Genomic DNA, 22,856 nt, shown 5'->3' on the forward strand with positions numbered 1-22,856 from the left:
CCCTGATCTATCCGGGGCCGTGGATCGGCTCCCACAATGTCGCACCCCTCTCCGCCGACGGCACAACTGTGCCGTCGGCCGATCGAACGGATCCCTATGACCGTGCTGAGCGCAGAGCCCACAGCCGAACGGACGGGTCGGACACCTCCGATTCGCCGCCCGGCCAACGGCTCCCGTGTCACCTCCTTTCTCGGAGTGACGGCGCCGCCGCTGGCGCTGATCATCCTGCTCGCGGTGGGGTGGAACGTCATGGCCGCGCGGATGGACAGCCCGCTGGTCCCGTCACTCGGCTCCGTCGCCGACGAGTTGCTGACGCTGGCCGGCGATGGTTCGCTGTGGACGAATCTGCAGGTGACGTTGACGCGCGTACTCCTGGGATTCGTGGTGGCGTTCCTCGTCGCGGTAGTGCTCGGAATCGCCATGGGGCGCAACAAATACATCCGGCGCTTCCTCGAGCCCGCGGTACTCCTCGGATTGGTGACGCCGGGCCTGGTAAAGGCGTTGCTGTGCGTCATCTGGTTCGGAATAAGCGTGGTGAACCCGATCCTGGCCGTGGCCCTGGCGGCCGCACCCGCACTCATCGTCAATATCACCCAGGGCGTGCGCGAGGTCGATCCGCAGTTGCACGAGATGGCCCATGTCTACAAGTTCAACGGATGGACCCGCCTGCGGCGAATATGGCTGCCCGCACTGGCTCCGTCGCTGTTCACCGGCGCGCGGCTGGGAATTGCCATGGCGTGGAAAGTGATCGTCCTGGTCGAGATCTTCGGAATGTCCAGCGGGGTCGGATATCAACTCAACCTCGAGTTCTCCAATCACAATGTGGCGGGAGTTCTCGCCTGGACGGTTGCCTTCGCACTGGTCATGACGGCGATCGAGTACGGCATCCTGCAGATACTGGAACGGCGAGCCTCGCGCTGGCGTAAGGAGTCCTCGGTATGAGCGCCGGCATCGAATTGCGCGGTATCTCCAAATCCTTCGTGAGCAAGAAGGACGGCACCGTCCAAACTGTTTTCGAGGACTTCTCGCTCGACGTGGCCGCCGGTGAGCTCGTATCACTCGTAGGAGCCTCGGGTACCGGCAAAACCACCCTCTTGCATTTGGTGGCGGGACTCGAGAAACCGGATGCCGGTGTGATCCGGGTGGGCGCGAACGCCGCCCCGACCAGGACGGGAATGGTCTTCCAGCAACCGCGGCTCCTGGACTGGGCAAGCGTGGCGAAGAACATCGAGATCGCCGCGAAATCGGCGGGACAGAGCCTTTCGGTTGTCGGGGAACTGATCGCCGCCGTCGGCTTGAGCGAATACGCCGATGCCTACCCCTCGGTCCTGTCCGGCGGGCAGCGACAGCGGGTGGCTGTGGCGAGGGCCTTCGCCGTCGACCCGGATATCGTCCTGTTCGACGAACCGTTCAGCGCGCTCGACGAACTCACCGGCCGAAAGCTCCGACTGCTGTTGCAGACCCTGCTGACCGAGCGCTCGGTGACCGGACTGCTGGTCACCCACAACGCGCTCGAAGCGGCCTTCCTCTCCGACCGGGTCGTCGTGCTCGCCGACCGTCCGGCCCGCATCGTGCAGGACATCGACATCACCCTCGCGCGCCCGCGATCCACCGAGGACTCCACCTTGTTCGATCTGCATCGCGACATCATCGCCCACATCGCCTGACACCGAATCGATCCAGAAACGGAGCCCCCGTGTCCACCACACGTGGCAACATCTTCACTCGAGAATCCACTCTGGGGCCGGCCGTGAATCGCCGGCAGGCCCTCCGTGCCGGTGCCGCGTTGTTCGGCGGACTCGGTCTCGGCGCGTTCCTCGTCGCGTGCGGCGCCGACGCCGGGCGGGCTGCCGTCGACGCGAACGGCAATCCGCTGCGACCGATCAAGATCGGTGTCGTGCAACCGGGAACCGCGGGGTCGGTGATCGATCCGATCACCGACCAGTTCGGCCTGGGCACGAAACATGGGCTCGACCTGATCCGCGACGGTGGCGGCGGTGTCGGAACCGGGCAGGAGAATTTGCTGACCGGCCTGCTCGACACCTTCGCGTTCGGACCGCTCGGCGCCACGGAGGCCAATGTCTCCGGCCACGATGTGGTGATAGTGGGGCCGCAGCTCTGGAATCACGGCCGCTGGCTCGTACCCGCGGACAGTGACGTCACCTCGGTTCAGGACCTGCGCGGGAAACGTATCGGTGTCCAGCCGGCCGGCTCGGACACCTATAAAGCGGCCGCACTGGGCTCGGCGGTCAACGGCATCGATTTCGAACGCGAGTTCCAGATCTTCCCCGGGCAGCCGATCGCCAACCTCGCACTGTACGAGCGCGGGGATCTCGACGCGGTCATCGCCATCGAACCCAACGCCACCCGCCTGGTCGCGCAGGGCAACCGGCAGGTGGCCACGGTCTCGGAGCTGTGGCAGAAGGGCACCGGCGATTCGAATCCGTTGTTCCTCAACGGCGCGGCGTTCAATCGGCGGTGGCTGGACCAGAACCGCGACACCGCGGCTCGATTCGTGGCACTGCGTTCGGAAGCGAATGCGCTCATCACCGCCGATCCCGCCTTGCTGGCCGAGCATTACGAGGCATTCGGCGTCCCGGCGGACGAAGAGGCCGCGATCGCGCTGCTGCCCGAGCGGCTGCGTGACATCTACCCGTCGGCCTGGGACCAGAGCGTGTTCGCCAACATGGACAAGCAGATTCAGGTCGCACTCGATATCGGCCTGCTCTCGCGCACCGCGCAGCGGCCGGTCTACGAAAGCCTGAGTTGAGCGTCGGGGAGGCGGCTTCGCCGACCGTGCGGCACCCGCGTACGGCCCTGCTGGCCTGCTGCGCCAGCCTGTTCCTCACCTCGCTGGACACGTCGGCGCTCGTGGTGGCGCTTCCCACGCTGCAGGCAGATCTCGGTCTGGACGTCGCGGGGCTGCAATGGGTCGTGGTGGCCAACGCACTGGCCCGCGGCAGCACGCTGTTCCTCGCGGGCTCGCTGGCCGACCGCTACGGTCCGCGGCGGATCTTCCGGATCGGTGTCGTCCTGTTCGGCGCCGCCTCCCTGCTGTGCTTCCTCTCGTCCGGCTTCGTCGAACTGATCGTCTGGCGGGTACTGCAGGGCATCGGCGGGTCGCTGATGACTCCCGCGTCGATCTCACTGCTGACCGGGACTTTCCAGGATCCGATCGCACGGAGCAGGGCACTGGGCTCCTGGAGCGCGACGGCCGGCGTGTCGACGGCACTCGGGCCGGTCATCGGTGGCGTGCTCGTCGCGACCGTGGGGTGGCGCAGTGTCTTCCTGCTCTGTCTGCCGTTCGCGGCACTCGTCGTGTTCAGCCTGCGGTGGGTCCCCGAGTCTCCGGTGCCCCGGTTGCGTCGGCATATCGATTCGGCCGGTCACGTGTCGATCGCCGCGACATTGTTCTTCGTCACCTTCACACTGTCCGGCGGTGCGCGCGACGGCTGGATGTCGGCGACGACGATCCTCGCGCTGGTCGCGACCGTGCTGTCGGCGGTGATCGTGGTACGGGTCGAGAGCCGGGCCGCCGATCCGATCCTCGATCTGACGGTGTTCCGCCGCCCGCAGCTGCGCGGCGCCGTGCTGACGGCGGGATTCTCCTACTTCTGCCTCACCGGAATGAACTTCGTCAACACGCTCTACCTCCAGCAAGTGCGCGGATACACCGCGTGGGAGGCCGGACTGATGGCGCTGCCCCTCACGGTCGGAACCCTCGTCGCCGCGAAGACGTCCGGGCGTCTGCTGGGCCGGCACGGCCCGCGGAAACCGATACTCGTCGCGTACCTCTTCCTGGCCACCGCCATGGCATCGCTCGCGGTCGCGGCGTCGACGACGTCGTCGATCGCCTGGGTACTGGTGGCCTTCGCCCTGCTGGGCATCGGAATGGGTATGGCGAACCCGCCCGCCACGTCCTCGGCCGTCGCCGCGCTGCCGCGGGAACGCGCCGGGTCGGCGAGCGCGATCACCAGCACTTCCCGGCAGGTCGGAATGAACCTGGGCACGGCGACTCTCGGCGCGGTGACCGTGTCCATCGCCGGATTTCTCGCCCGGCCGGACCCTGTCTCGGCGCACGACTTCACCTCCGGAATGCGAATTGCCTACGCGGCCACCGCGGTCGTGGCCGTACTCGCCCTGCTCGCCGCGAATCGCTGCTTTCCGGCACACCGGAAAACGTTCGAACCAGTGCTCGACGGCACTCGACGAAAGGAACAATCAGATGACCACCAACGACACGACGGCGCCCCTGCCGAAGATCACCAGCGTCCGGACCGGAGCGATCTTCACACTCCCGTACCTGGTCGGCCTCGAGAAGGGCTACTTTCTCGACGAGGGCGTTGATCTGGAGCTCGTCGCGCCCGGCGCCTACAACGTGAGTGTCAAGCCGATCGAAGACCACCACCTGGTGAGCTCGTTCGGCGGAATATCCCGCGGCTTCGAGGACGGCGCGGTCTCGCTGTACCGCGCCTGCGAATGGGGACAGGTCCGGCGTGCGCAGGATTCGTGCCGCGGCGGCCAGATCGTGACCCAGCGCGCGGCGATCGCCAGCCAGGCGATCTTCGTGCGCCCCGACTCCGAGGTCCTCCACCCGCAGAGCCTCCGCAACAAGCAGGTGGCCGTGAACTTCCACCACGGCTCCCATTACCTCGCGATCCAGACACTCGAGGGGTTCGTCGAGCCCGACGAGCTCGAGGTCGTGCACGTCGGAGGTCCGGCCGATCGGTTCAAGGCACTGCGCGACGGCACTGTCGATGCCGCGGCACTGATGGAGCCCTACATCAGCCTGGCATTGAAACAGGGTTATCGATTGATCGCGGAGGCGTTCTACACCGGCGCCGAGATCGCCGACGAGAAGGTCGATCCCGATGTCTACGCGGCGATAGACCGCGGCGTCCGCCGGGCGGTCGCCGATATCAACTCCGACGTCACGCCGTACCTGCACTACTTCACCGAGGAGATTCCGGAGGAATTGGGAACCCTGGACGAGTCCGATATCAGCACCTGGCGGCTGCGCTTCGCCGACCCGCAGCCCTACGCGCCCGAACAGTTCGACCAGACCTACCGTTGGCTGCTCAAATGGGGGCTGATCGAGCCGGGCTCGGACTTCAAGAAGCTGGTCGACAACCGAGCGTTGTCTTCCTGATCCGAGGACATCGGGAGTGGTGTGAGCGCGGGCTGCACCACTCCCGGTCGCACGGTGACCGGGTTCGCCGACCTCGGCTACAGCACCACCGGATGATCGGGGACCACGCGTCCGCCCAGCCGGACCCAGCCGTCGGGACGGCTGTGGGTGAACAGTTGTGAGCCCTGCCCCTGGGTGATGACCAGGCTCCGGTCGAGACGAGCGGTCAGGGCGACGGCGGCGGCGCCGGTGGCCTCGTCTTCCGCGATGCCCATGGCGGGTGCGAACATCCGGGAACGTACCGCGCCGCGGTCTCGGTCCGTCCAGGCCCAGAGATAGTGCCGGCCGCTGTCGAAGTCGGTGGGATGCACGGTGCCGAGGAAATCGACGTCCTCGAATTCGTGGAAAGTGAAATCGGGTGTCCATGCGGCGCTGGCCAGCACCCAGGTGAGTCCGTCGGCCGCGTCGACGGCCACCGGCCCGGCGGGTACCTGGAGCACGTCGACCGGCGTGCCCTGATCGGCCAGCCACCAGGCCGCCCCGACGGTGGGATGACCGGCGAAGGGGAGTTCGACAGCGGGTGTGTAGATGCGCATCCGGGCGGTGGCGCCGTCGCGGGGCTCGACGACCACCGTCTCGCTGTAACCGAGGCGCGCCGCCAGCGCCTGATGATCGACGCCGACCACATCGCCGGCGCGGGCGATGCCGAGTGGGTTACCCCACCGCCCGACGGCATCGGTGAATACTCGAACCACCTCGACCTGCGCACCGTCGTCCTCGGGAGCGTTCACGGGGGCCAGCCTACCGGGGTGTCCACCTGCCGGGCCGCAGTGACGATCACCGCCGGAAGGGCGGATGCGGGGCGGGCCGCGTCGAGGCCCGCCCCGCCTGTTCTCACACGCCGGCAGCCGCGACGCGGGGCGGCGCCGCCGTGTGTTGTGCGGCCGGTCGGATGGGTCTGCCGCGCCCGATCCGGGATTCCTCCTCGGTGTGGCGCCACAGCGCGATCAGGTCCGTGCGGGCCCGCGCGACCCGCGATCGGATGGTGCCCACCGGGCAGGCGGCCGTGCGTGCGGCCTCGTCGTAGGAGAGCCCGAGCAATTGGGTCAGCACGAAGGCTTCCCGCCGTTCCCTGGACAGGTGGCGCAGCATATGCGCCACCACGATCTCCTCTCCCGGATCGACATCATGGCGCGCGCGGCTCTGTTCGGCTGCGTGCTGCCAGTCGTCGGTCCGGCAGATCGCGGGACGGGCCGCCGTGTGCCGGAGCCGGTCTACGACCGCGCGGCGCGCGATCGAGAGCAACCAGACACGAGCCGGGGATCGCCCGGCGAACCGCGGCAGGCTGCCGAGGGCGCGGAGGAAGGTCTCCTGGGTGAGGTCGTCCGCGGATTGCACATCGGTCAGGTGGGCGACGAACCGCCACACATCGTGCTGGGTGCCGCGGATGAACTCCTCGAGGGCGCCGCGGTCGCCGGCGCCCGCGGCCAGCGCCAGGGCGGTGAGGCGTTCATCCGACATCGGCGGCCATTCGGTCGGCTACGGGCCGGAGCCGCTCGGCGGCCGCCGCAGCGGTGGGGCGAAATTCTCGCCGTGGGGAAGATATGCAGTTCATAGTCGTTTCTCGGGGTTCGGGATGCGCGGGGCGCAGCGGAATGTCGACGTGTCGCGGGCGTGCCGGTCGGGACGGTCGCCGATTCGACAACGTCGGATTGCGACACCCTGGTCACTCGGAGAAGTGGTGACGAGGGCGTGTGTCCGCCGGACCGGCGCCGATCACGCCCGTTTCCTCGGAAGCGTTCGGCACGTAGTCGGGTCAGCGGATTGTCGGAAAACTCGCCGAGCAGAGCGGCGGACCGCGGCGGGCCATCGAATATTTCAGGAGGGTGTTGCCGGGGCCGACGAGAGGAACGCCGCCTCGGCGGTCGAGGCCCGACCGTTCGGCCGCGGTGACCGGTCGAGCGGTCATCAGCAGCAGGAACGGGAGCAGGATCTGGCCGTAGACCGCGCGCATCAGCGCGAAAACAGCGCGTTCCCCGCACCACAACCACAGTGAGCAGGCAATCGCCGCCGCACAGTGAGCCGCCAGCATGGCCGGCGACCGGGAATCCGACAGCGCGTGGGAATGATCAGGGTGCGGTGTGCCGGGTGCCGGGGCAATGGTGAACCACAGGTGCAGGAGCCCTTGGGCGGCGATCAGGCCAGAGGTGATGGTGAGCAGGTTCCATTGGCGGGCCGCGGTGGCCCACACGATCGCGGTGACGGCCGCGGTGGCGAGCGTTATGGCCGACGGCGAAAGAGAGTGACCGGAGACGGTCGTGTGTCCCGCCGCGGAAACCAGCACGCAGACGAACGCGAAGACCAGCGCACGGGTCACCCTGACGGCGGCGGGCGGGTGCAGTGATCTCATCGCACCGTCCATGGTCGCACCCCCGAATTCCGCTGGGCAACAGGCCGGTAACCCCGCCATGGGGACGCTCGAGCCGGAGACGACGCTCGCTGTGAGGTACGCCACGGGAACTGTCGGGACGGCGGAGGCGACTTGTGGGGTGGGTAGCGGGCCGACGAGGGGCTCGCTACCCGAAACCCGAAGGTCGGGGAGTCCGGTGGACTCGTGCGACCCCGTCGCCCCGGAGGGCGCTCGGGGTCGCGGGACCGGCGAGACGCCGCGAAACACGCCTATTCGATTCGAGAGTGATCATCATGAGAACCGCACCGTGCCGCACCGCTCTCGCCGCGTCCGTGCTCACCGCCGCGGTGTTGTCGGGAGCCTGTTCGCAGGCCGCGCACGAATCCACCGGGCGGCAGGCCGATTCGGTGGTCGTGCACGAGCAATGGGTCAAGGCCACCGATTCGGGGATGACCGCTGCCTTCGCCGAGATCCGGAACTCCGCCGCGGGCGACGTCCGTATCGTCGCCGCATCTTCGCCCGCGGCGCGCCGGACCGAGCTCCACGAAATCGCCCCGAGCGACGGAGGTTCGACTGTCATGCGGCCGAAAGCCGGTGGGTTCTTCGTACCCGCCGGCGCCACCTGTGTTCTGGCCCCCGGGACAGATCATCTGATGCTCATGGACGTCGCCGCGCCGCTCACACCCGGCGCCGAAACCGAGATAACCCTCGAGTTCGCGGACGGATCGACGAAAACGTTCACCGCGCAGGTGCGCGACTTCGCCGGTGCACAGGAACACTACGAACCGGCAGGCGGCGACGCCTCCACCGTCCCAGCTGCTTCTACGACCATGGCGCACGATGGCTGACCTGCCACCCGATCGAGGAGGGTTGAGCCGACGGCGGCTGTTCGGGTCGAGCGCCGCCGCGCTCGGTGTCGCGGGGGCCGTGGGAGTCGGCGCCGCGGTCCGTGCACAGGGTGCGGGCAGTGGCGCTGCCGGAGCCGATATCGTCGCCTGGAACGGCCCGCACCAGGCCGGAATCGCGACCGCGCCACCACAGGCACACGCGGTATTCGTCGGGCTCGACCTGCTTCCCCGAGTCGGACGCGCCGAGATGGTCGGCATCATGAAGGTCTGGACCGACGACATCGCCAGGCTGACCCGGGGACTTCCCGCGCTCGCCGACACCGAGCCCGAGCTCGCCGTATCGCCGGCGCGATCGACCGTCACCATCGGCTACGGGCCGGGTGTCTTCACCGCGATCGGCAGACCGGAATCGGCGCCGGTGTGGCTCGGACCGCTGCCGCCCTTCGCCATCGACCGGCTGGACCCGGCCTTCACCGGCGGTGACCTGGTCCTTCAGGTGTGCTCCGACGATCCGGTGACCGTTGCGCACACGGTACGGGTGATGGTGAAGAACGTCCGCTCGCTGGTCACGGTGAAGTGGACCCAGCGGGGATTTCGGCGTTCCCGGGGGACCGAGGCCCCGGGCACCACGATGCGCAATCTGATGGGGCAGGTCGACGGTACGGCCAACCCGGTTCCCGGTACCGGGGATTTCGACTCCCTGGTGTGGGACGACGGCGCCGATCTGCCGTGGCTGAGCGGCGGTACCTCGATGGTGTTGCGGCGCATCGAAATAGATCTCGACTCCTGGGACGGACTCGACCGACCCGGACGGGAGATCAGCGTGGGCCGCGCACTCGACAGCGGAGCACCGCTCACCGGGACCGGCGAAACCGACGAACCCGACTTCGCCGCCGTCGACCCAGACGGCATACCGATCATCGCGCCCGGCGCGCATATCGCACGTGCCCGGCACACACACGAAGGCGAACGAATCTTCCGTCGTGTCTACAACTACGACGACCCACCGCTCCGCGGATCGGTGTCGAATTCAGGATTGTTGTTCGTATCATTCCAGCGTGATGTCGCACGCCAATTTCTGCCCGTTCAGAAGCGCCTCAACGAATTTGATGCACTGAACGAGTGGACAACTCCGGTGGGCTCGGCTGTATTCGCCGTTCCGCCGGGAATCGGCTCGGACAGTTATATCGGTGAAGGGTTGCTCGGCGGCTAGTCGGCCAGTGACAAGCCCTGCTCGAGCCGCGCTTACTGCGTGCCTGTAGCGGAGCTTCCGGGATAACGGTCGAGACTCGTGAAACCTCGGTCATATGACATGAGCAGGTCAGATGCTGCAATAACGCACATCACACCAAATAGTTACGATCCACTTTTCCGTGTTCTAGCGGGGGCTCTTCAAAGCGGGTTAGCCAACTGTTAACCGATTTTCTGTGACTCGAGTAGTCATTTATGAATCTGTTACATATCGGTAATGATCCGGGATGATCCTACTAGCGGGTTCTTCGAGGAGCCTGCGCGCCGGAGGCTGGTGACGCACCTGCTGGAGAAAGTTTCGAAGGATATGAAATTAAGGAAGTTCGCCGCGGTATCCGCACTGGTCGCCGTGGCTATGGGAGTCGGCGCCGGTACGTCTTACGCGCAGCCCGCGGCCGTCGACAATCCGGATATCCACTACACCGCCGATGTGGTGGACAAGTCCGTGGTGGTGCGGACCGATTCCGGTTCACTGACAACAGAGAACGATCAACTTCAGGTTCGCGACAACTACGGAAACGTCGTGGCCGGGTTTCCGCTGAGCTATTTGCGTGACGGCCTCGAATATCCGATCGCGGCGGTAGCCGACGGGGCCAATGCGGTGACTCTGACCCCGAGTGTGGACCCGGCGGCCGCGGCTCCGGCGCCGATGCTGCACGACGTCGCCTCGCAGGAGGATACGGACAACGCGCTGTCGAACGCCAGCACCGAGTTCGCGCTCGCCACCGGGGTCGGCACGCTCGTGGGGACCGTGATCGGCCTGGCCGGCGGCTGCGTGCTGGGTGCTATCGCGGGCACGCCCTTCCTGGTGATCCCGGGCTGGATCGGCGGCTGCCTGAGCGGTGCGGCCATCGGTGCTCCGCTGGGCGCCGCGGCCGGTCTGGTCACGGTCGGCGGTGTCGCCGGAATCGCTGTCGCCGTCGAGTACTTCAACCGGATCAATGCGCCCGCGGCGGCCTGACAGTCGCTGTACCGCACCACGATCGGGTGGATCGCCGGAGGGGCGATCCGCCCGATGCGGATCCGCGGCATCGACTGGGCCGGTGATGCGGCGCGACGATCCGGCCCGCGTCGGGACAACCGCCGGTAGCGTTCGGCCCGGCTCCTCGGCCGTCGTGACGATGACGCCCGGGGCCGCGGGCGGGCGGAGATCGAAGCGCCCGGCCGGTCAGCGAATCGTGCCGGTCCCGGGGATCAGCGGAAGATCGAGGGGGGTGACCCAGCCGGGCGGGAGTGCGTTCACCGCCGGGACGGCGTTGAGGGCGCGCATGCCGGTCGCCAGGCATCCCGCGATCGCCGGGGTGCGACCCGAGCCGTCCGTGAAGCGGAACGAGGTCTCCTGCGATATCGATGGCGTGCCGAGGATATCCACCCGGTACACGTCGTCACGGGTGCCCGCCGGCCAGTCCGGCGCCGCGTCGAGCCCGATCCGGTTGACGTGTTCGAGGGTGATCACCTCGCGGTCGCGATAGACGCCGTTGACGGAGAAGCGGATCGCCGCGACCGTGCCCGCCCGGACCGTACCCTTCGCCGACGGCCGATCCTCCGGCGTCACCCATTTGTCCCAGGTGGTGGTGATGCGATCCAGCTGTATCCCGGCGGCCTCGGCGATCATCGGGACGGTGGGACCCCACGCCATGATCAGCAGATCGGAGTGCTCGAGCAGGGCCGTGAACTCCGGCGGTTTCCCGATGCCCATCTCGAATTCGTAGTCGCCCTCGTAGTCCGTGTAGTCCAGCAACTCCGACGCGCGCACCGACCGCACCTCGCCGCACAGTCCCATCAGGGTCATCGGGAACAAGTCGTTGGCGAATCCGGGATCGATACCGGTGGTGAAACAGGACGCCCCACCGGCCGCGCAGGCTTCGGAGATGGGATCGCGCCACACGTCGGGGATCTTGTCCATGGTCGGCCAGACCCACGGGGTCATGGCGGTGGAACACACATCGATCCCGGCGCGCAGGAACTCACCGATGACCCGGATGTTCTCGTCGGCGAACTGGGCGGTGGGTCCGTAGTGCACCACCGCGTCGGGGCGGAGGGCGATCAGCTCCGCTGTCGAGTCGGTTGCCGTTATCCCTGTCTTCGCGCCGCCGCACAGGTCGCCGGCATCGAGACCGGCCTTCGCCGGGTTGCTCACGCCGACCCCGACCAGCTCGAACAGCGGGTGGCGCAGGATTTCGGTCAGCACCATCGATCCGACGGTGCCGGTGCCCCAGACAACGATTCGCTTCCGGTCGTATGTCACGGTTCCTCCTCGGTGGGTCAACGGTGGAATTCGCCGCAGTCGACGGTCAGCATCTGCCCGGTGACCGCGGTGGCGAGGTCGCTGGCGAGGAAGAGCGTGGCGCGCGCGACTTCTTCCGGTCCGGCGAGCCGCCGCAGATCCGTGGGTGCGGCCTTCTCACGATAGATATCGTCGTGGGTGACGCCGGCCTGCGACGCGAGCCAGTCGAAGTACGCCTTGTTGATGTCCTCGTACACGTAGGACGGTGCGACACTGTTGACCCGGATGCCACGCGGGCCGAGTTCGGTCGCCAGCGATGAGGCCAGATGCGCCAGTGCGCCTTTCGACAGCTTGTATCCGGAGTACTCGGGTTGCGAACTGTAGGACACGCACGAGTTGAGCATGATGATCGAGCCCTGCGCCGCTGCCAGCGCGTCCGCGAACAGGGCCGAAAGACGCAAGGGTGCGAAGACATTCGTCTCGTTCGCGGTGCGCAACGCGGCGAGGTCGATTCCGGTGATCGGGTCCATCGGCGGAATGGCGAAGGCGTTGTTGATCAGGCAGTCGACCCGGCCGAATTCGGCCAGCACCCGTTCGACCAGCCCGGCGCGCTGCTCCTCGTCGGTGATGTCGGCGGGGACCGGCAGCACCGTGCAGCCCACCGGACGGATCTTCTCGGCCAGCCGCTCGAGCTTCCGTTCGGTACGGCTCACCAGTGCCAGATGAGCGCCCATCCCGGCCGCCTCCGTGGCGAGCGCGGTACCCAGGCCCGGGCCGACGCCGGAGATCACGACGACTTTGTCCTGGAGCAGCGGTACCGGCCGATAGGTCCGATCGGGCGTGGCGACAGCGGGGTCAGCGGGCACGTCTCCTCCTCCGAGCAGCCAGCGGTTACACGGTGTAACGGCTTTGTTGTGACAGACTGTAACGACTCCTGCTCGCCTGGACAAGGACGGATTTCGTGACCGCACGCCATCGCCTGGGCCCGCACCGCGACCCCGCGGTGGACCGGGCTGTGCTCGAGGCCGCCCGTGAACTCCTGGTCGAGCGAGGCTACGGCGCGACATCCATCGACGCGATCGCCACGCGCGCGGGCGTCAGCCGGCCCGCGATCTACCGGCGCTGGCCCTCCAAGGCGCATCTGATCGCGAAAGCCGTGTTCCCCGACGTCGGCACCGAAGAGGTCGCCCCCGATCTGGTCACCGAGGTGCGCAAGGTGATCCGCGGGACGATCGAGCTGTTCGGCTCGGCAGAGGCACGCGCGGCCATGCCCGGTCTGATGGCGGATATGCGAGCGGATCCCAGTCTTTACCGCAAACTTTCGTCGCGGCTGGACTCGCCCACCCGGGACGAGTTGACGGACTACCTGTCGTCGCGCACTGCCGCGGGACCGGATGCGAACACGCTGCTGGACACCATCGCGGGAGCGGCCCTGTTCGCCATGTGCATCCGTGATATCGACGATCTGGACGGTTTCGCCGGATCGCTGGAGGAGTTGGTGCTCTACGGCATCGTGGGGAGAAATGGCGAGCCCGGCGGCCGCGGCGAAGACGAACTCGAAAGTCACTGAACGAGGCCGCGGCGTCGGTGGGCGGACGGGCACGGCCGCATCGGGTGGGACGGACACCTCACACCGGCGCCGGTCGCGGTTCGGGTGCCGGGAGCTCGCCCGGATGAGACAGGCGGAGGGGCCGGGAATACCCTTCCCGGCCCCTCCTGGTCAACGAGTGGGATTCGAACCCACTACCGTCGGAATGAAGTCCGATGCTCTACCAGATGAGCTATCGTCTGCCCCACCTGTGATCGCCGAGTGCGCGGGCGTGAGTCATCGTGAGTAACCCCGCGCGTTGCCGTTACGCCACAGCGGCAGGTAGAGCCGCCACCGGGACTTGAACCCGGATCTCGGGGGTGCGTCGCAGCACACCCACACGTCGTGCGATCGATGGAGTTGTGAGCTTGGAGCAAGAAGCTGAATTTGTCGGCAGGCCCTGGCAGTGCCCGCCCGTGTGTCAGTGTGAACTTCAGTCTCAGTTTGTGCTCCATCCCCCCGCAGGGGGAGTCTGTGTTCCCGGCTAACCGAAGAGGTAGCCGAGAATGGCCTGACCCGGCTCGACATCCGATATCGGCGTCGAATTCGCTGTTTCACGAGCGTAGCGCACCGCGTCGAGCAGCTTGCCGAGTCGCTCCGCGAGATCGCCGACTTCCTTCGCGGGCAGCGCGCCGGAGAACTTCGTGGTGGTCCAACGACCCACCACGACGTCCTCGTGGTACACCTCCACCTGAGCCGGGTGCTTTTCGGTGGCCGGCGCCAGCACGTGATTGCGCGGCACCTTCTTGGTCCGCACCGTCTGCGACGGCTGGGTGGCGTAGCAGTCGGTGACCTCGTCGAACGACCACGACTCGGCCGGATCCAGCGTCGGCAACTTGGCGACGAACTTTTTCAGCTCGCTGAGCTGCTTCTCGAGGAAGAGCAGGTAGGTGACCGGCAGGTCGCGGGCGACGGTGACGCCGTCGACGACAAGGTCGGCCTTCGCCGAGCAGTTCGCGGTGTCCTTCGTCGCGGTCACATCGAACAGCCGGGTCAGGGTGTTCTTCACATCGGCGATCACCTCGCGCGCTCGCACCTGGACCCGCTTCGACTCCGACGGCAACTCTTCGCCCATATCGTCGAGCGGCCGGTACGTGCGCGAGATGCCCGCCAGCAGGTCGACCTTGCCCACCCGCTGGTAAGCGGCTGTCACATCCGCGGTCGCCTGCGACTTCGCGCCCTTCTCGATGGCGATGAGCTGATTCAGCTTGGTGGACACGGGTTTTCCTCCTTCGGTCACCTCGTCGCGACCGGAGTCACCGTAACCGGGCAGGGCGGCAGCCCGCCACCGAAATATCCACCGTCGAAGCCGTTCGGGGGCGGAAGTCGTTCGGGCAGAGCGGGATCGGTTCCGCCGAGGAGCCCGGCCGTCTAGGCCGCGTTTCATAAGCCCGATGGTGTGGGATGGAACCCGTTGTCCGGGTTGAGAAGTTGGTGATGTGGCGAGGTCTCCGGTAGTTGGTTGAACGACCAAGCACAACCGGAAACCAACCGGAGACCTCGTGAACAGCGTAACGGCAACGTGCCGTGCGGATCTGACTGATGCTCAGTGGGCGAAACTGAAACCGCTACTACCTGCTGGTATGAAGCCGGGTCGGCCACCGCGGTGGTCGAAACGCCGGTTGATCGACGGGATCCGGTGGCGGATCCGGACCGGCAGCCCGTGGCGTGATATTCCGACAACGTATGGGCCGTGGCAGACGGTGTACGGGTTGTTCCGCCGCTGGCAGCGTGACGGCACGTGGGAATCGATACTGACCGCGCTGCAAGCCCACGCCGACGCGGGCGGCGAGATCGAGTGGACGGTGAGCGTGGACTCCACGATCGCCCGTGCGCACCAGCATGCGGCGGGTGCCCGCCGCGACTTCGACGGTCAGGTCGAACCGGCGGGTGGTTTCGACGACGAACCCGCTGACCACGGTCTGGGACGGTCGCGGGGTGGGTTCACCACGAAGCTGCATCTGGCCGCCGACCAGGGCCAGCGGCCGTTGGCTCTGGTGATCACACCTGGTCAGTGGGCCGATTGCCCGCAGTTCACGACGGTGCTCGGCGAAATACGGGTGCCGCGACTCGGGGTCGGTGGCACCCGGTCGCGACCGGATCGGGTCCTGGCCGACAAAGCCTATTCCTCGGCGGCCAACCGTGCTTACCTGCGGCAACGCGGGATCAAGGCAACCATCCCGATCAAGGCGGACCAGGCAGCGCATCGCGTGGCCAAAGGAAACGCTGGCGGCCGGCCGCCAGCGTTCGACCCGAACCTCTACAAACTGCGCCACGCCGTGGAATGCACGATCAGCCGCCTCAAACAGCACCGCGCAGTCGCCACCCGCTATGACAAACTCGCTGTCCGCTACCTGGCCACGGTCCGCGTCGCCGCAATCAACCTGTGGTTATCCGGCCACGACTTATGAAACGCGGCCTAGTGTGCCGAGGTCCGCCGGAGTTTGTTGTTGACGAACTCGCCCATCCCCCAGCGCCCCAGTTCACGTCCGTACCCGGAGTGGTTGACACCACCGAAGGGCAAGCCGGGCAATGTCGTCCCGTGTTCGTTGATGTAGGCCATTCCGACTTCCAGACGGTCGGCGATCTCCGCGGCTCGTGCGGTATCGGCGCTCCACACCGACCCGCTCAGGCCGAAGTCGACGTCATTGGCCAGTCGCACCGCTTCGTCGGCGGAGGACACCCGGTAGACCATCGCGGCCGGACCGAAGATCTCCTCTGAGTAGGCATCCATCTCCGGCGTGATCCCGGTGAGAACGGCAGGTCGGAGGAACGCTCCGGCACCGTCCATGGGCGAGCCGCCCGTGTGCAGCGTCGCTCCCTGTCGTACGGCGGTGCTGATCTGGCCGGCGACGGTGTCTCGTGCGGAGACGGACGACAATGGCCCCACTTCTGTCTCGGGGTCCGCCGGATCGCCGATGACCGCGCGATCGAATTCGTCCACCAGACCTCGGACGAAGTCGTCGTACAGATCGTCGAGGACGATGAAGCGTTTCGGCGAGTTGCACGCCTGGCCCGCATTCGACAGCCGCGCCTGCGCGGCGCGCCGCACCGTTTTCGCCATATCGTCGGTGTCCAGCAGGATGAACGGATCGGAACCGCCGAGTTCGAGAACGGACTTCTTGAGATTCTTGGCGGCCTCCGCGGCGACCGCGGCGCCCGCTCGTTCGCTACCGGTCAAGGACACACCGCGGATCGCGGGATGCGCCAGCAGTTCGGCGATCTGAGCGGAACTCGCGTACACATTGATATACGCGTCCTGCGGAACCCCCGCGTCGTGCAAGATGTCGGCCATGAGGTTCGACGACGCCGCACAGATCGAGGCGTGTTTGAGAATTATCGTATTGCCGAGCAACAGGTTCGGCGCGACGAAACGAGCCACCTGGTAGTAGGGATAGTTCCACGGCATCACTCCGATGAGCGGTCCGATCGGTAATTTCTGGACCACCGACTCGTCGGCGCCCTGGGGATCGAGGTGCTCGGTCGTCAGCAGATCGGGTCCGTTCTCGGCGTACCAGCGATAGATATCGGCGGCGAGCTGCACCTCCCCGGCCGCCTGCTTAGTTGGCTTGCCCATTTCCGTCGTAATGGCGGCGGCGAGTTCCGCCGACCGTTTCTCGTACAGATCCGCGGTTCGCGCCAGCGCGCCGGCACGGTCCGCCACCGGGGTCGGTCGCCATATCGCGTACCCCGCGGCGGAACGTTCGGCGATGCCGGAAAGCTGGTCGTCGGCCAGTCCCGGGAATTCGTGTTCAGTAGTACCTGTGGCCGGGTTCGTCGTCACATAAGTACTCATGACGTAATGCTACGGATTCAGGACGGCGCAGGCAGTGGTCGTCTGTCGAAGAGTCCACTCACCGCCGAGCCGTGTCGAGGTGCCCCAGCGCGGCTCCGCCATCCTCGGGTAACCCGAGGCTAAACTAACCTCCAGGTGATGTCAGCAACTTCTCGGCCATCGACCGGATCGTCGCGAATCGAGGATCGACCGCTGTGTCCACAGCCACCCTGACTCCGCCGCGGACGTCACTGTCGCGGGCTGTCGTGCTGCTGATACTGGCGGCTCTGCTGGCGGCGTTGCTGGCCGGTGGCCTCTTCGTCGGCAGCGGCGACTTCTCGGCGAACGATGTCCGGCTCGCGCTGTTCGACGAAGGCGACCCCACCGCCCTGGGCGTGATCCGAAACCAGCGAATACCCCGCACACTGTTGGCCGCGCTGGTCGGCGCGGCGCTCGGGGTGGCAGGTGCGGTGATGCAGGGATTGACCCGTAACCCGCTGGCCGACCCCGGCATCCTCGGCGTGAACTCCGGTGCTTATTTCGCGATGGTGCTCGGCTCCGTGGTGGCCGGGGCCGGGGGCAGCGACTATCTCTGGTGGTCGCTGGGCGGTGCGTTCGCCGCGTCGGTGCTGGTCTATTTCGTCGGCTCCCGCGGGATCGGCGGGGCGAGTCCGGCCAAGCTCGTGCTCACCGGTGTCGCGATCGCCTCGATGCTCAGCGGACTCGCGTTCGGCCTCACCATGATTCATCCGCGAACGTTCGACGCCATCCGTGGACTGCTGATCGGAACGCTCGACGGGCGCGGTTGGCCGCAACTGTCGGCCACCTGGCCGCTGGTGCTGCTCGGGTCGGCCGGTGCGGTCGCGCTGGCCGGCTATCTCAACGCGCTCGCGCTGGGCGACGACCGCGCCAATGCACTCGGTGTGCCGGTGACCGCGGTGCGCGCTGTCGGCTTCGTGGTGGTCACCGTGCTGTGTGGCGCGGCTACCGCGGCAGTCGGGCCCATCACTTTCGTCGGACTGATGGTGCCGCACGCGGTACGCATGGTGGTGGGGCCGGATCACCGGTGGATGATTCCCTTGTGTCTGCTGGTCGGACCGATCGTGCTGGTCGGCTCGGACCTCATCGCCCGCGTTGCCACCGCCAGCGAACTGCCGGTGGGAATGGTCACCGCGTTCCTCGGAGCGCCGGTGCTGATCTGGCTCGCCCGCCGGGAGGAAGGGGCGCAGTGGTGACCCCGGGCGCAGGCGCAATACCGGTCCCGTCGGCTCGCTGGCCCCGCCGGGTGCGGTTCCTGCGGGTGTCCGCGATCGGGCTGAGCCTGCGCGTCGACATCGTCTCGCTGGCGATCACCCTCATGCTGCTGGTGATCACCGCGGTGGTCGGCATCCGGTCGCTGGGTGCGAGTACCACCCGCACGCCGGGGCTCGGGTTCGTCGAGGTCGTCGAGGTGCTCACCGGCCGGATCGGCGGTGCGCCGGCCAACCATGTCGCGACCTGGCTGCCGGTCGTCGTCACCGCGGTGCTCGGTGGGGCGTCGCTCGCGTTGTCGGGTGCGATCTTTCAGACCATCACCCGTAATCCGCTGGGCAGCCCCGACATCATCGGCTTCACCACCGGAGCCAATACCGGCGCGCTGGTGGCCATGCTGGTGTTCGGGCTCGGGTCGGGCGGCGCCACAGTCGGCGCGTTGACCGGTTGTCTGCTCACTGCCGTGGCCGTGTATTTCCTCGGGATGCGCGGCGGCACCGGTAATTTCCGGTTCATCATCGTGGGCATCGGCGTGTCGGCGATGCTGTTGTCGTTCAACGGCTATCTGGTCGCCACCGCCGATGTGCAGAACGCGGGCGCGGCCGCCGCCTGGGGGATGGGCAATCTGCGCGATCTGACGATGGCCGACACCATTCCGGTGTTCGTCACGCTGGCCGTGCTCGTCCCCGCACTGATGGCGGTGGCGCCCCGGATGCGGATGTTCGAGCTCGGCACCGATTCGGCCCGCAGCAAAGGTGTCGATACCGGACGAACCCAGATACTGCTGCTGGTGATCGGCGTCGGGTTCGCCGCGGCGACGACCGCGATCGCCGGGCCCATCGCCTTCGTCGCACTCGTCGCGCCACAGGTCGCGGCGCGGATCACCCCGAGCGCGGGGATCCCGCTGGTCACCTCGGCGGCCGTCGGCGCCACCCTGCTGGTCTCCAGCGAAGTGGTGGCCCGCACGATCCTCGCGCCGCAGACCCAGCTCCCGGTCGGTGTGGTCACCACCTCGCTGGGCGGTGTCTACCTGCTGTTCCTGCTGCTCGCCCAGTCCCGAAAGGCCCGCCCGTGACCAGCAACGCCATTTCCGGGGACGGCGCCGGGCGGCTCACCGGCACGGATCTGCGGGTCGGCTACGGCGAGCGCACCGTGCTCGCCGATCTCGATGTCGTCGTGCCCGACGGCTCGTTCACCGTGATCGTCGGACCGAACGCGTGCGGCAAATCGACGCTGCTGCGGACGTTGTCGCGACTACTGCGACCGCAGCGCGGTGCGGTGCTGCTCGACGGGCGCGATGTGGCCGGCTACGGCGGCAAGGAGTTCGCCAGGGAGGTGGGGCTGCTGCCGCAGCAGTCGATCGCGCCGGAGGGGATCACGATCATCGACCTGGTCTCCCGCGGTCGGTTCCCCTACCAGAAGATGTTCCGGCAATGGACCGAGGAGGACCAGCGCGCCGTCGATTTCGCACTCCAGGTCACCCGGCTCACCGAGCTGTCGACGCGGCCGGTGGAGGCGCTGTCGGGCGGTCAGCGACAGCGGGTGTGGATCGCGATGGCGCTGGCTCAGGAGACGCCGATCCTGCTGCTGGACGAGCCGACGACCTACCTCGACCTCGGTCACCAGATAGAAGTGCTCGAACTGTGCGGCGAACTCAATCGGCGGGGCACCACGCTCGTCGCGGTGCTGCACGACCTCAATCAGGCCGCCCGCTACGCGTCGCACATCATCGCCATGCGCGGTGGTGAGATCGTCGCCGTCGGTCCGCCCGGACGGATCATCACCGCCGAGCTGGTCGACCGGGTCTTCGGCGTGTACACGCAGGTCATCGATGATCCGCAGACCGGAACGCCGCTGGTGGTGCCGCTCGCGCGGGGCGCGGTCCGGGTCGACAGCGCGTGAACCGTGCCCATCGGGCACCCAACCGAGAGGGAGAACCATGTCGAGACGGCGTATCCGGGTGGTCGTGGCGGTACTCGCGAGCGTGATCCTGGCGGCGGCCTGTGTGAAGTCCGATGACACCACATACGAGGTCTTCGACGATCCCGACGGCACGCCCGGCTACTCGCTGCCGGATCAGCCGCGCGTGGTGGCGCTCGGCTGGTCCGACGGCGCGGTCGCGGTGGAGCTGGGGGTGAAACCGGTGGCGATCTATGACTGGATGAGCCTGGGCGAGACCACCAAAGGAGTCGGTGAATGGGATGTGGCGGCGTTCGGCGACAGTACGCCCGAGCTGTTGTCCGCGCAGAGCGCCGGTGAGTTCAACATGCAGCAGATCGAGGAACTCGCCCCCGACCTGATCCTCAACGTGCGGGCCAAAGCGGACAGCGCTGTCACCGACAACCTGCGCAAGATCGCACCGGTGGTCACCGCGCCCGAGGGGACCGGCGACTACGCGGTGAACTGGCAGACCCAGGCCGAGATCATCGGCGCTGCCCTGGGTGAGCGCGACGCGGCCGACACGATCATCGCCGCGACCACGGACCGGCAGCGGACCGTCGCCGGCGAGCACCCGGAGTTCGCGGGCAAGACGTTCGTCTACGCCGCGAAGTACGGCACCGCCTATGGCGCCTACCTGGCGGGCGATGCCCGGTTCGACTTCTTCGCCGACCTGGGTTTCGTGCAGAATCCGCCGGTCACCCGGCTGCAGAGTTCGGGATTCTTCGCGCAGGTCCCGGTGGAGCGGGTGGGGGACCTGGATGCGCAGGTCGCCGTCTTCACCACCATCGGACTGCCGTTCACCGACCTCGAGAACGACACCTTGATCAACTCGCTGGCCGTGGTGCGCGACGGTCACGCCGTGCGGCTGCCCGAGAACGATCCGGTCGTTCTGGCCTTGTCCGCGGGCACACCGAATTCCCTGAGTTTCGCGCTGGACCGCATCACCCCGCAGCTGGTCGCGGCGGCGCGGTGAGTCACCGCGCAACGGTTGCGCTGTCGTCGAGGTTGCGCAGGGTGGCGAGCACGCACCACAGGAGGACGGCCAGCAGGCAGCCGCCCGCGCCGTAGACGAGGAAGACCGCCCGGGTCGGGACCGCGCTCGACACCACGCCCGCGACCACCGAGCCCAGTGACAGTGCGAGGGTGAGCTGCGCGGTCCACAGACCCGAGACCCGGCCGCGGAACGCGTCCGGGGTGCCGGCCTGCACCACCGCGAACCGCGCGATGTCACTCACCACCCGGCCGGCGCCGTGCGCGGCCAGGCCGGCGAAGACCGCCACGGTGGCGCCGACGAGACCGGCGCCGACGATCCCGGCGGCCGAGACGAGCGTCGCCACGAAGATCACCCGACCGCCGCGCCGGATCGACCCGGTCCAGCCCGAGGTGAGCGAGCCGAGCACCGCGCCGACCGCGGGCGCGGCGAACAGCAGGCCCGCGGTCGCCTCCCCGCCGTGCAGTACCTCGGTCACGTATTCCGGGACCAGTACGTTCCACCCGGACAGCAGCATGGTCACGCAGCCGACCAGCAGCGTCGCGCCGACGATCCGGTGCCCGGCGGCGAAGCGGAAGCCGGACAGCGCGGCCCGGATCGGTGATTCGTCGTGGCCGCGTTCGGCGATCATCGGGCCGAGCCGGGCGATGAGCACGGTCGTCACCAGGCTCGCTCCCGCGGCCAGCCAGTAATTTGCGGCGATATCGACCCACGCGATGAGCAGACCCGCGAGCGCGGGCGCCGCCATGGAACCGAGGTCGGCCGTCAAGGCCATCAGCGCGGCTCCGGCGGCGAGCTTATCGGGCGGGATCAGCCCCGGCACGGCCGCGACCAGCGCGGTTTCGGAGATTCCTCCGGTCAGTCCGTCGATCACCGCGCAGCCGAAGATGATCCAGAGCCGCGGGTCGGGGAGCATCGCGTTCACCGCGAGCAGGGCGAATCCGAGGGTCGCGGCGGCACGGGAGGCCACGATCACCGCCCGCCGGTCGTAGTGGTCTGCCGCCGTACCGCCGAGCAAGGTGCCCGCGAAGGCCGAGATTCCGATGACCGTGGCGACCGCCGCGACCATGGCGGTCGACCCGGTGCGCTGATAGACCTGGATCGGGAGCGCGACCACCAGGAATCCGATACCGAACACCGAGATGGTGCGGGCCAGGAACAGCGTGCGGAAGTCACGACTGGTCCGCAGCGGGGCCAGGTCGATGGCGATCTTGTTCGACGATCTCGCCGTCCCGATGCGACGGCGGCTGTGTTCTCCCCCGGGCACGGGCGGCTCCTGTCTGTGCTCTGCCTGGCCGGTCGGGCACGGTCACGGCTGGTCGAGGGTACCGAGCGCCGGGTGGGCCCGATCGATGCGGTGCAGGTCGGACCGTATCGGCCAGGCTTGCCGGGTTCGGGGCATGATCGACCCCGCGCGCGGCGACCGGCCCGCCAGGCGCGCTTCAG

General features: G+C 67.6%; 21 protein-coding genes and 1 tRNA gene. 13 read left to right on the forward strand and 9 right to left on the reverse strand.

The window, feature by feature from the left end:
* The first annotated feature begins 195 nt into the window (after positions 1 to 195).
* From OG804_RS04750 to OG804_RS04765, 4 genes are read left to right on the forward strand one after another with little or no spacing between them, the layout of a single operon-like run.
* Positions 196 to 942 carry an ABC transporter permease gene (locus OG804_RS04750; protein WP_328394245.1) on the forward strand — a complete coding sequence of 249 codons (747 nt, stop codon included), beginning with the start codon at positions 196 to 198 and terminating at the stop codon, positions 940 to 942.
* The gene (locus OG804_RS04755; protein ID WP_328394247.1) at positions 939 to 1,667 is read left to right on the forward strand and encodes an ABC transporter ATP-binding protein; all 729 of its coding nucleotides are present in this window, start codon (positions 939 to 941) and stop codon (positions 1,665 to 1,667) included. Before OG804_RS04750 ends, OG804_RS04755 begins: the two co-directional genes overlap by 4 nt.
* 29 nt (positions 1,668 to 1,696) lie before the next feature.
* Entirely contained in the window at positions 1,697 to 2,770 is a 1,074-nt protein-coding gene (locus OG804_RS04760) for an ABC transporter substrate-binding protein (protein WP_328394249.1), read from the forward strand.
* Entirely contained in the window at positions 2,767 to 4,347 is a 1,581-nt protein-coding gene (locus tag OG804_RS04765; RefSeq protein ID WP_328394251.1) for an MFS transporter, read from the forward strand. The genes OG804_RS04760 and OG804_RS04765 overlap by 4 nt, the downstream gene beginning before the upstream one ends.
* 879 nt (positions 4,348 to 5,226) lie before the next feature.
* Here the strand turns inward: OG804_RS04765 and OG804_RS04770 are convergent.
* From OG804_RS04770 to OG804_RS04780, 3 genes are all read right to left on the reverse strand, one after another.
* Positions 5,227 to 5,919, reverse strand: a complete 693-nt coding sequence (locus OG804_RS04770) for a PhzF family phenazine biosynthesis protein (protein WP_328394253.1) — start codon at positions 5,917 to 5,919, stop codon at positions 5,227 to 5,229.
* Between the two features lie 103 nt (positions 5,920 to 6,022).
* Positions 6,023 to 6,649 carry a sigma-70 family RNA polymerase sigma factor gene (locus OG804_RS04775; protein WP_328394255.1) on the reverse strand — a complete coding sequence of 209 codons (627 nt, stop codon included), beginning with the start codon at positions 6,647 to 6,649 and terminating at the stop codon, positions 6,023 to 6,025.
* 295 nt (positions 6,650 to 6,944) lie between these two features.
* Positions 6,945 to 7,538, reverse strand: coding sequence for a hypothetical protein (locus OG804_RS04780; protein WP_328394257.1), 594 nt, complete (start codon positions 7,536 to 7,538; stop codon positions 6,945 to 6,947).
* Positions 7,539 to 7,831: 293 nt separating this feature from the next.
* On the opposite strand from OG804_RS04780, the gene OG804_RS04785 reads away from it, so the two are divergent.
* The 3 genes from OG804_RS04785 to OG804_RS04795 all read left to right on the forward strand — a co-directional run bounded on the left by OG804_RS04785 (position 7,832) and on the right by OG804_RS04795 (position 10,598).
* Complete coding sequence (locus OG804_RS04785) at positions 7,832 to 8,386, forward strand: copper chaperone PCu(A)C (protein ID WP_328394259.1); 555 nt, start codon at positions 7,832 to 7,834, stop codon at positions 8,384 to 8,386.
* The gene (locus OG804_RS04790) at positions 8,379 to 9,599 is read left to right on the forward strand and encodes a Dyp-type peroxidase (protein WP_328394261.1); all 1,221 of its coding nucleotides are present in this window, start codon (positions 8,379 to 8,381) and stop codon (positions 9,597 to 9,599) included. Before OG804_RS04785 ends, OG804_RS04790 begins: the two co-directional genes overlap by 8 nt.
* Before the next feature lie 255 nt (positions 9,600 to 9,854).
* Positions 9,855 to 10,598 (forward strand): hypothetical protein, encoded by a 744-nt coding sequence (locus OG804_RS04795; protein ID WP_328394263.1) that lies wholly within the window; start codon positions 9,855 to 9,857, stop codon positions 10,596 to 10,598.
* Between the two features lie 207 nt (positions 10,599 to 10,805).
* Here OG804_RS04795 and OG804_RS04800 read toward each other — a convergent pair whose 3' ends face one another.
* Together OG804_RS04800 and OG804_RS04805 are read right to left on the reverse strand one after the other, a co-directional pair.
* A complete protein-coding gene (locus OG804_RS04800) occupies positions 10,806 to 11,831 on the reverse strand; it encodes an NAD(P)H-dependent amine dehydrogenase family protein (protein WP_328398237.1) in 1,026 nt (341 codons plus the stop codon).
* A gap of 71 nt (positions 11,832 to 11,902) precedes the next feature.
* Positions 11,903 to 12,730, reverse strand: a complete 828-nt coding sequence (locus OG804_RS04805; RefSeq protein ID WP_328394265.1) for an SDR family oxidoreductase — start codon at positions 12,728 to 12,730, stop codon at positions 11,903 to 11,905.
* Between the two features lie 95 nt (positions 12,731 to 12,825).
* Here OG804_RS04805 and OG804_RS04810 point away from each other — a divergent pair, with 95 nt between their 5' ends.
* Positions 12,826 to 13,434, forward strand: coding sequence for a TetR/AcrR family transcriptional regulator (locus OG804_RS04810; RefSeq protein ID WP_328394267.1), 609 nt, complete (start codon positions 12,826 to 12,828; stop codon positions 13,432 to 13,434).
* 147 nt (positions 13,435 to 13,581) lie between these two features.
* On the opposite strand, the gene OG804_RS04815 is transcribed toward OG804_RS04810, so the two are convergent.
* Both OG804_RS04815 and OG804_RS04820 read right to left on the reverse strand, forming a co-directional pair.
* Positions 13,582 to 13,655: transfer RNA gene (locus OG804_RS04815), tRNA-OTHER, on the reverse strand.
* 281 nt (positions 13,656 to 13,936) lie between these two features.
* Positions 13,937 to 14,671 carry a DUF7873 family protein gene (locus OG804_RS04820; protein WP_328394268.1) on the reverse strand — a complete coding sequence of 245 codons (735 nt, stop codon included), beginning with the start codon at positions 14,669 to 14,671 and terminating at the stop codon, positions 13,937 to 13,939.
* Positions 14,672 to 14,954: 283 nt separating this feature from the next.
* Here OG804_RS04820 and OG804_RS04825 point away from each other — a divergent pair, with 283 nt between their 5' ends.
* Positions 14,955 to 15,863: an IS5 family transposase gene (locus OG804_RS04825; RefSeq protein ID WP_328391131.1), complete on the forward strand. Its 909-nt coding sequence runs from the start codon at positions 14,955 to 14,957 to the stop codon at positions 15,861 to 15,863.
* 8 nt (positions 15,864 to 15,871) lie between these two features.
* Here OG804_RS04825 and OG804_RS04830 read toward each other — a convergent pair whose 3' ends face one another.
* On the reverse strand, positions 15,872 to 17,248 hold the full coding sequence (locus OG804_RS04830) for an NAD-dependent succinate-semialdehyde dehydrogenase (RefSeq protein WP_328394270.1): 1,377 nt from the start codon (positions 17,246 to 17,248) through the stop codon (positions 15,872 to 15,874).
* A gap of 194 nt (positions 17,249 to 17,442) precedes the next feature.
* Between OG804_RS04830 and OG804_RS04835 the strand changes: the two genes are divergently transcribed.
* From OG804_RS04835 to OG804_RS04850, 4 genes are read left to right on the forward strand one after another with little or no spacing between them, the layout of a single operon-like run.
* Positions 17,443 to 18,462 carry a FecCD family ABC transporter permease gene (locus OG804_RS04835; protein WP_328394272.1) on the forward strand — a complete coding sequence of 340 codons (1,020 nt, stop codon included), beginning with the start codon at positions 17,443 to 17,445 and terminating at the stop codon, positions 18,460 to 18,462.
* The gene (locus OG804_RS04840; RefSeq protein ID WP_328394274.1) at positions 18,459 to 19,553 is read left to right on the forward strand and encodes a FecCD family ABC transporter permease; all 1,095 of its coding nucleotides are present in this window, start codon (positions 18,459 to 18,461) and stop codon (positions 19,551 to 19,553) included. The genes OG804_RS04835 and OG804_RS04840 overlap by 4 nt, the downstream gene beginning before the upstream one ends.
* Positions 19,550 to 20,380, forward strand: coding sequence for an ABC transporter ATP-binding protein (locus OG804_RS04845; protein WP_328394276.1), 831 nt, complete (start codon positions 19,550 to 19,552; stop codon positions 20,378 to 20,380). Before OG804_RS04840 ends, OG804_RS04845 begins: the two co-directional genes overlap by 4 nt.
* Positions 20,381 to 20,417: 37 nt before the next feature.
* Positions 20,418 to 21,392 carry an ABC transporter substrate-binding protein gene (locus OG804_RS04850; protein ID WP_328394278.1) on the forward strand — a complete coding sequence of 325 codons (975 nt, stop codon included), beginning with the start codon at positions 20,418 to 20,420 and terminating at the stop codon, positions 21,390 to 21,392.
* Position 21,393: 1 nt separating this feature from the next.
* Here the strand turns inward: OG804_RS04850 and entS are convergent, their stop codons facing one another.
* Positions 21,394 to 22,677, reverse strand: coding sequence for an enterobactin transporter EntS (gene entS / locus OG804_RS04855; RefSeq protein WP_328394280.1), 1,284 nt, complete (start codon positions 22,675 to 22,677; stop codon positions 21,394 to 21,396).
* Between the last annotated feature and the right edge of the window lie 179 nt (positions 22,678 to 22,856).

It is taken from the genome of Nocardia sp. NBC_00416, from assembly GCF_036032445.1.
GTDB lineage: Bacteria > Actinomycetota > Actinomycetes > Mycobacteriales > Mycobacteriaceae > Nocardia.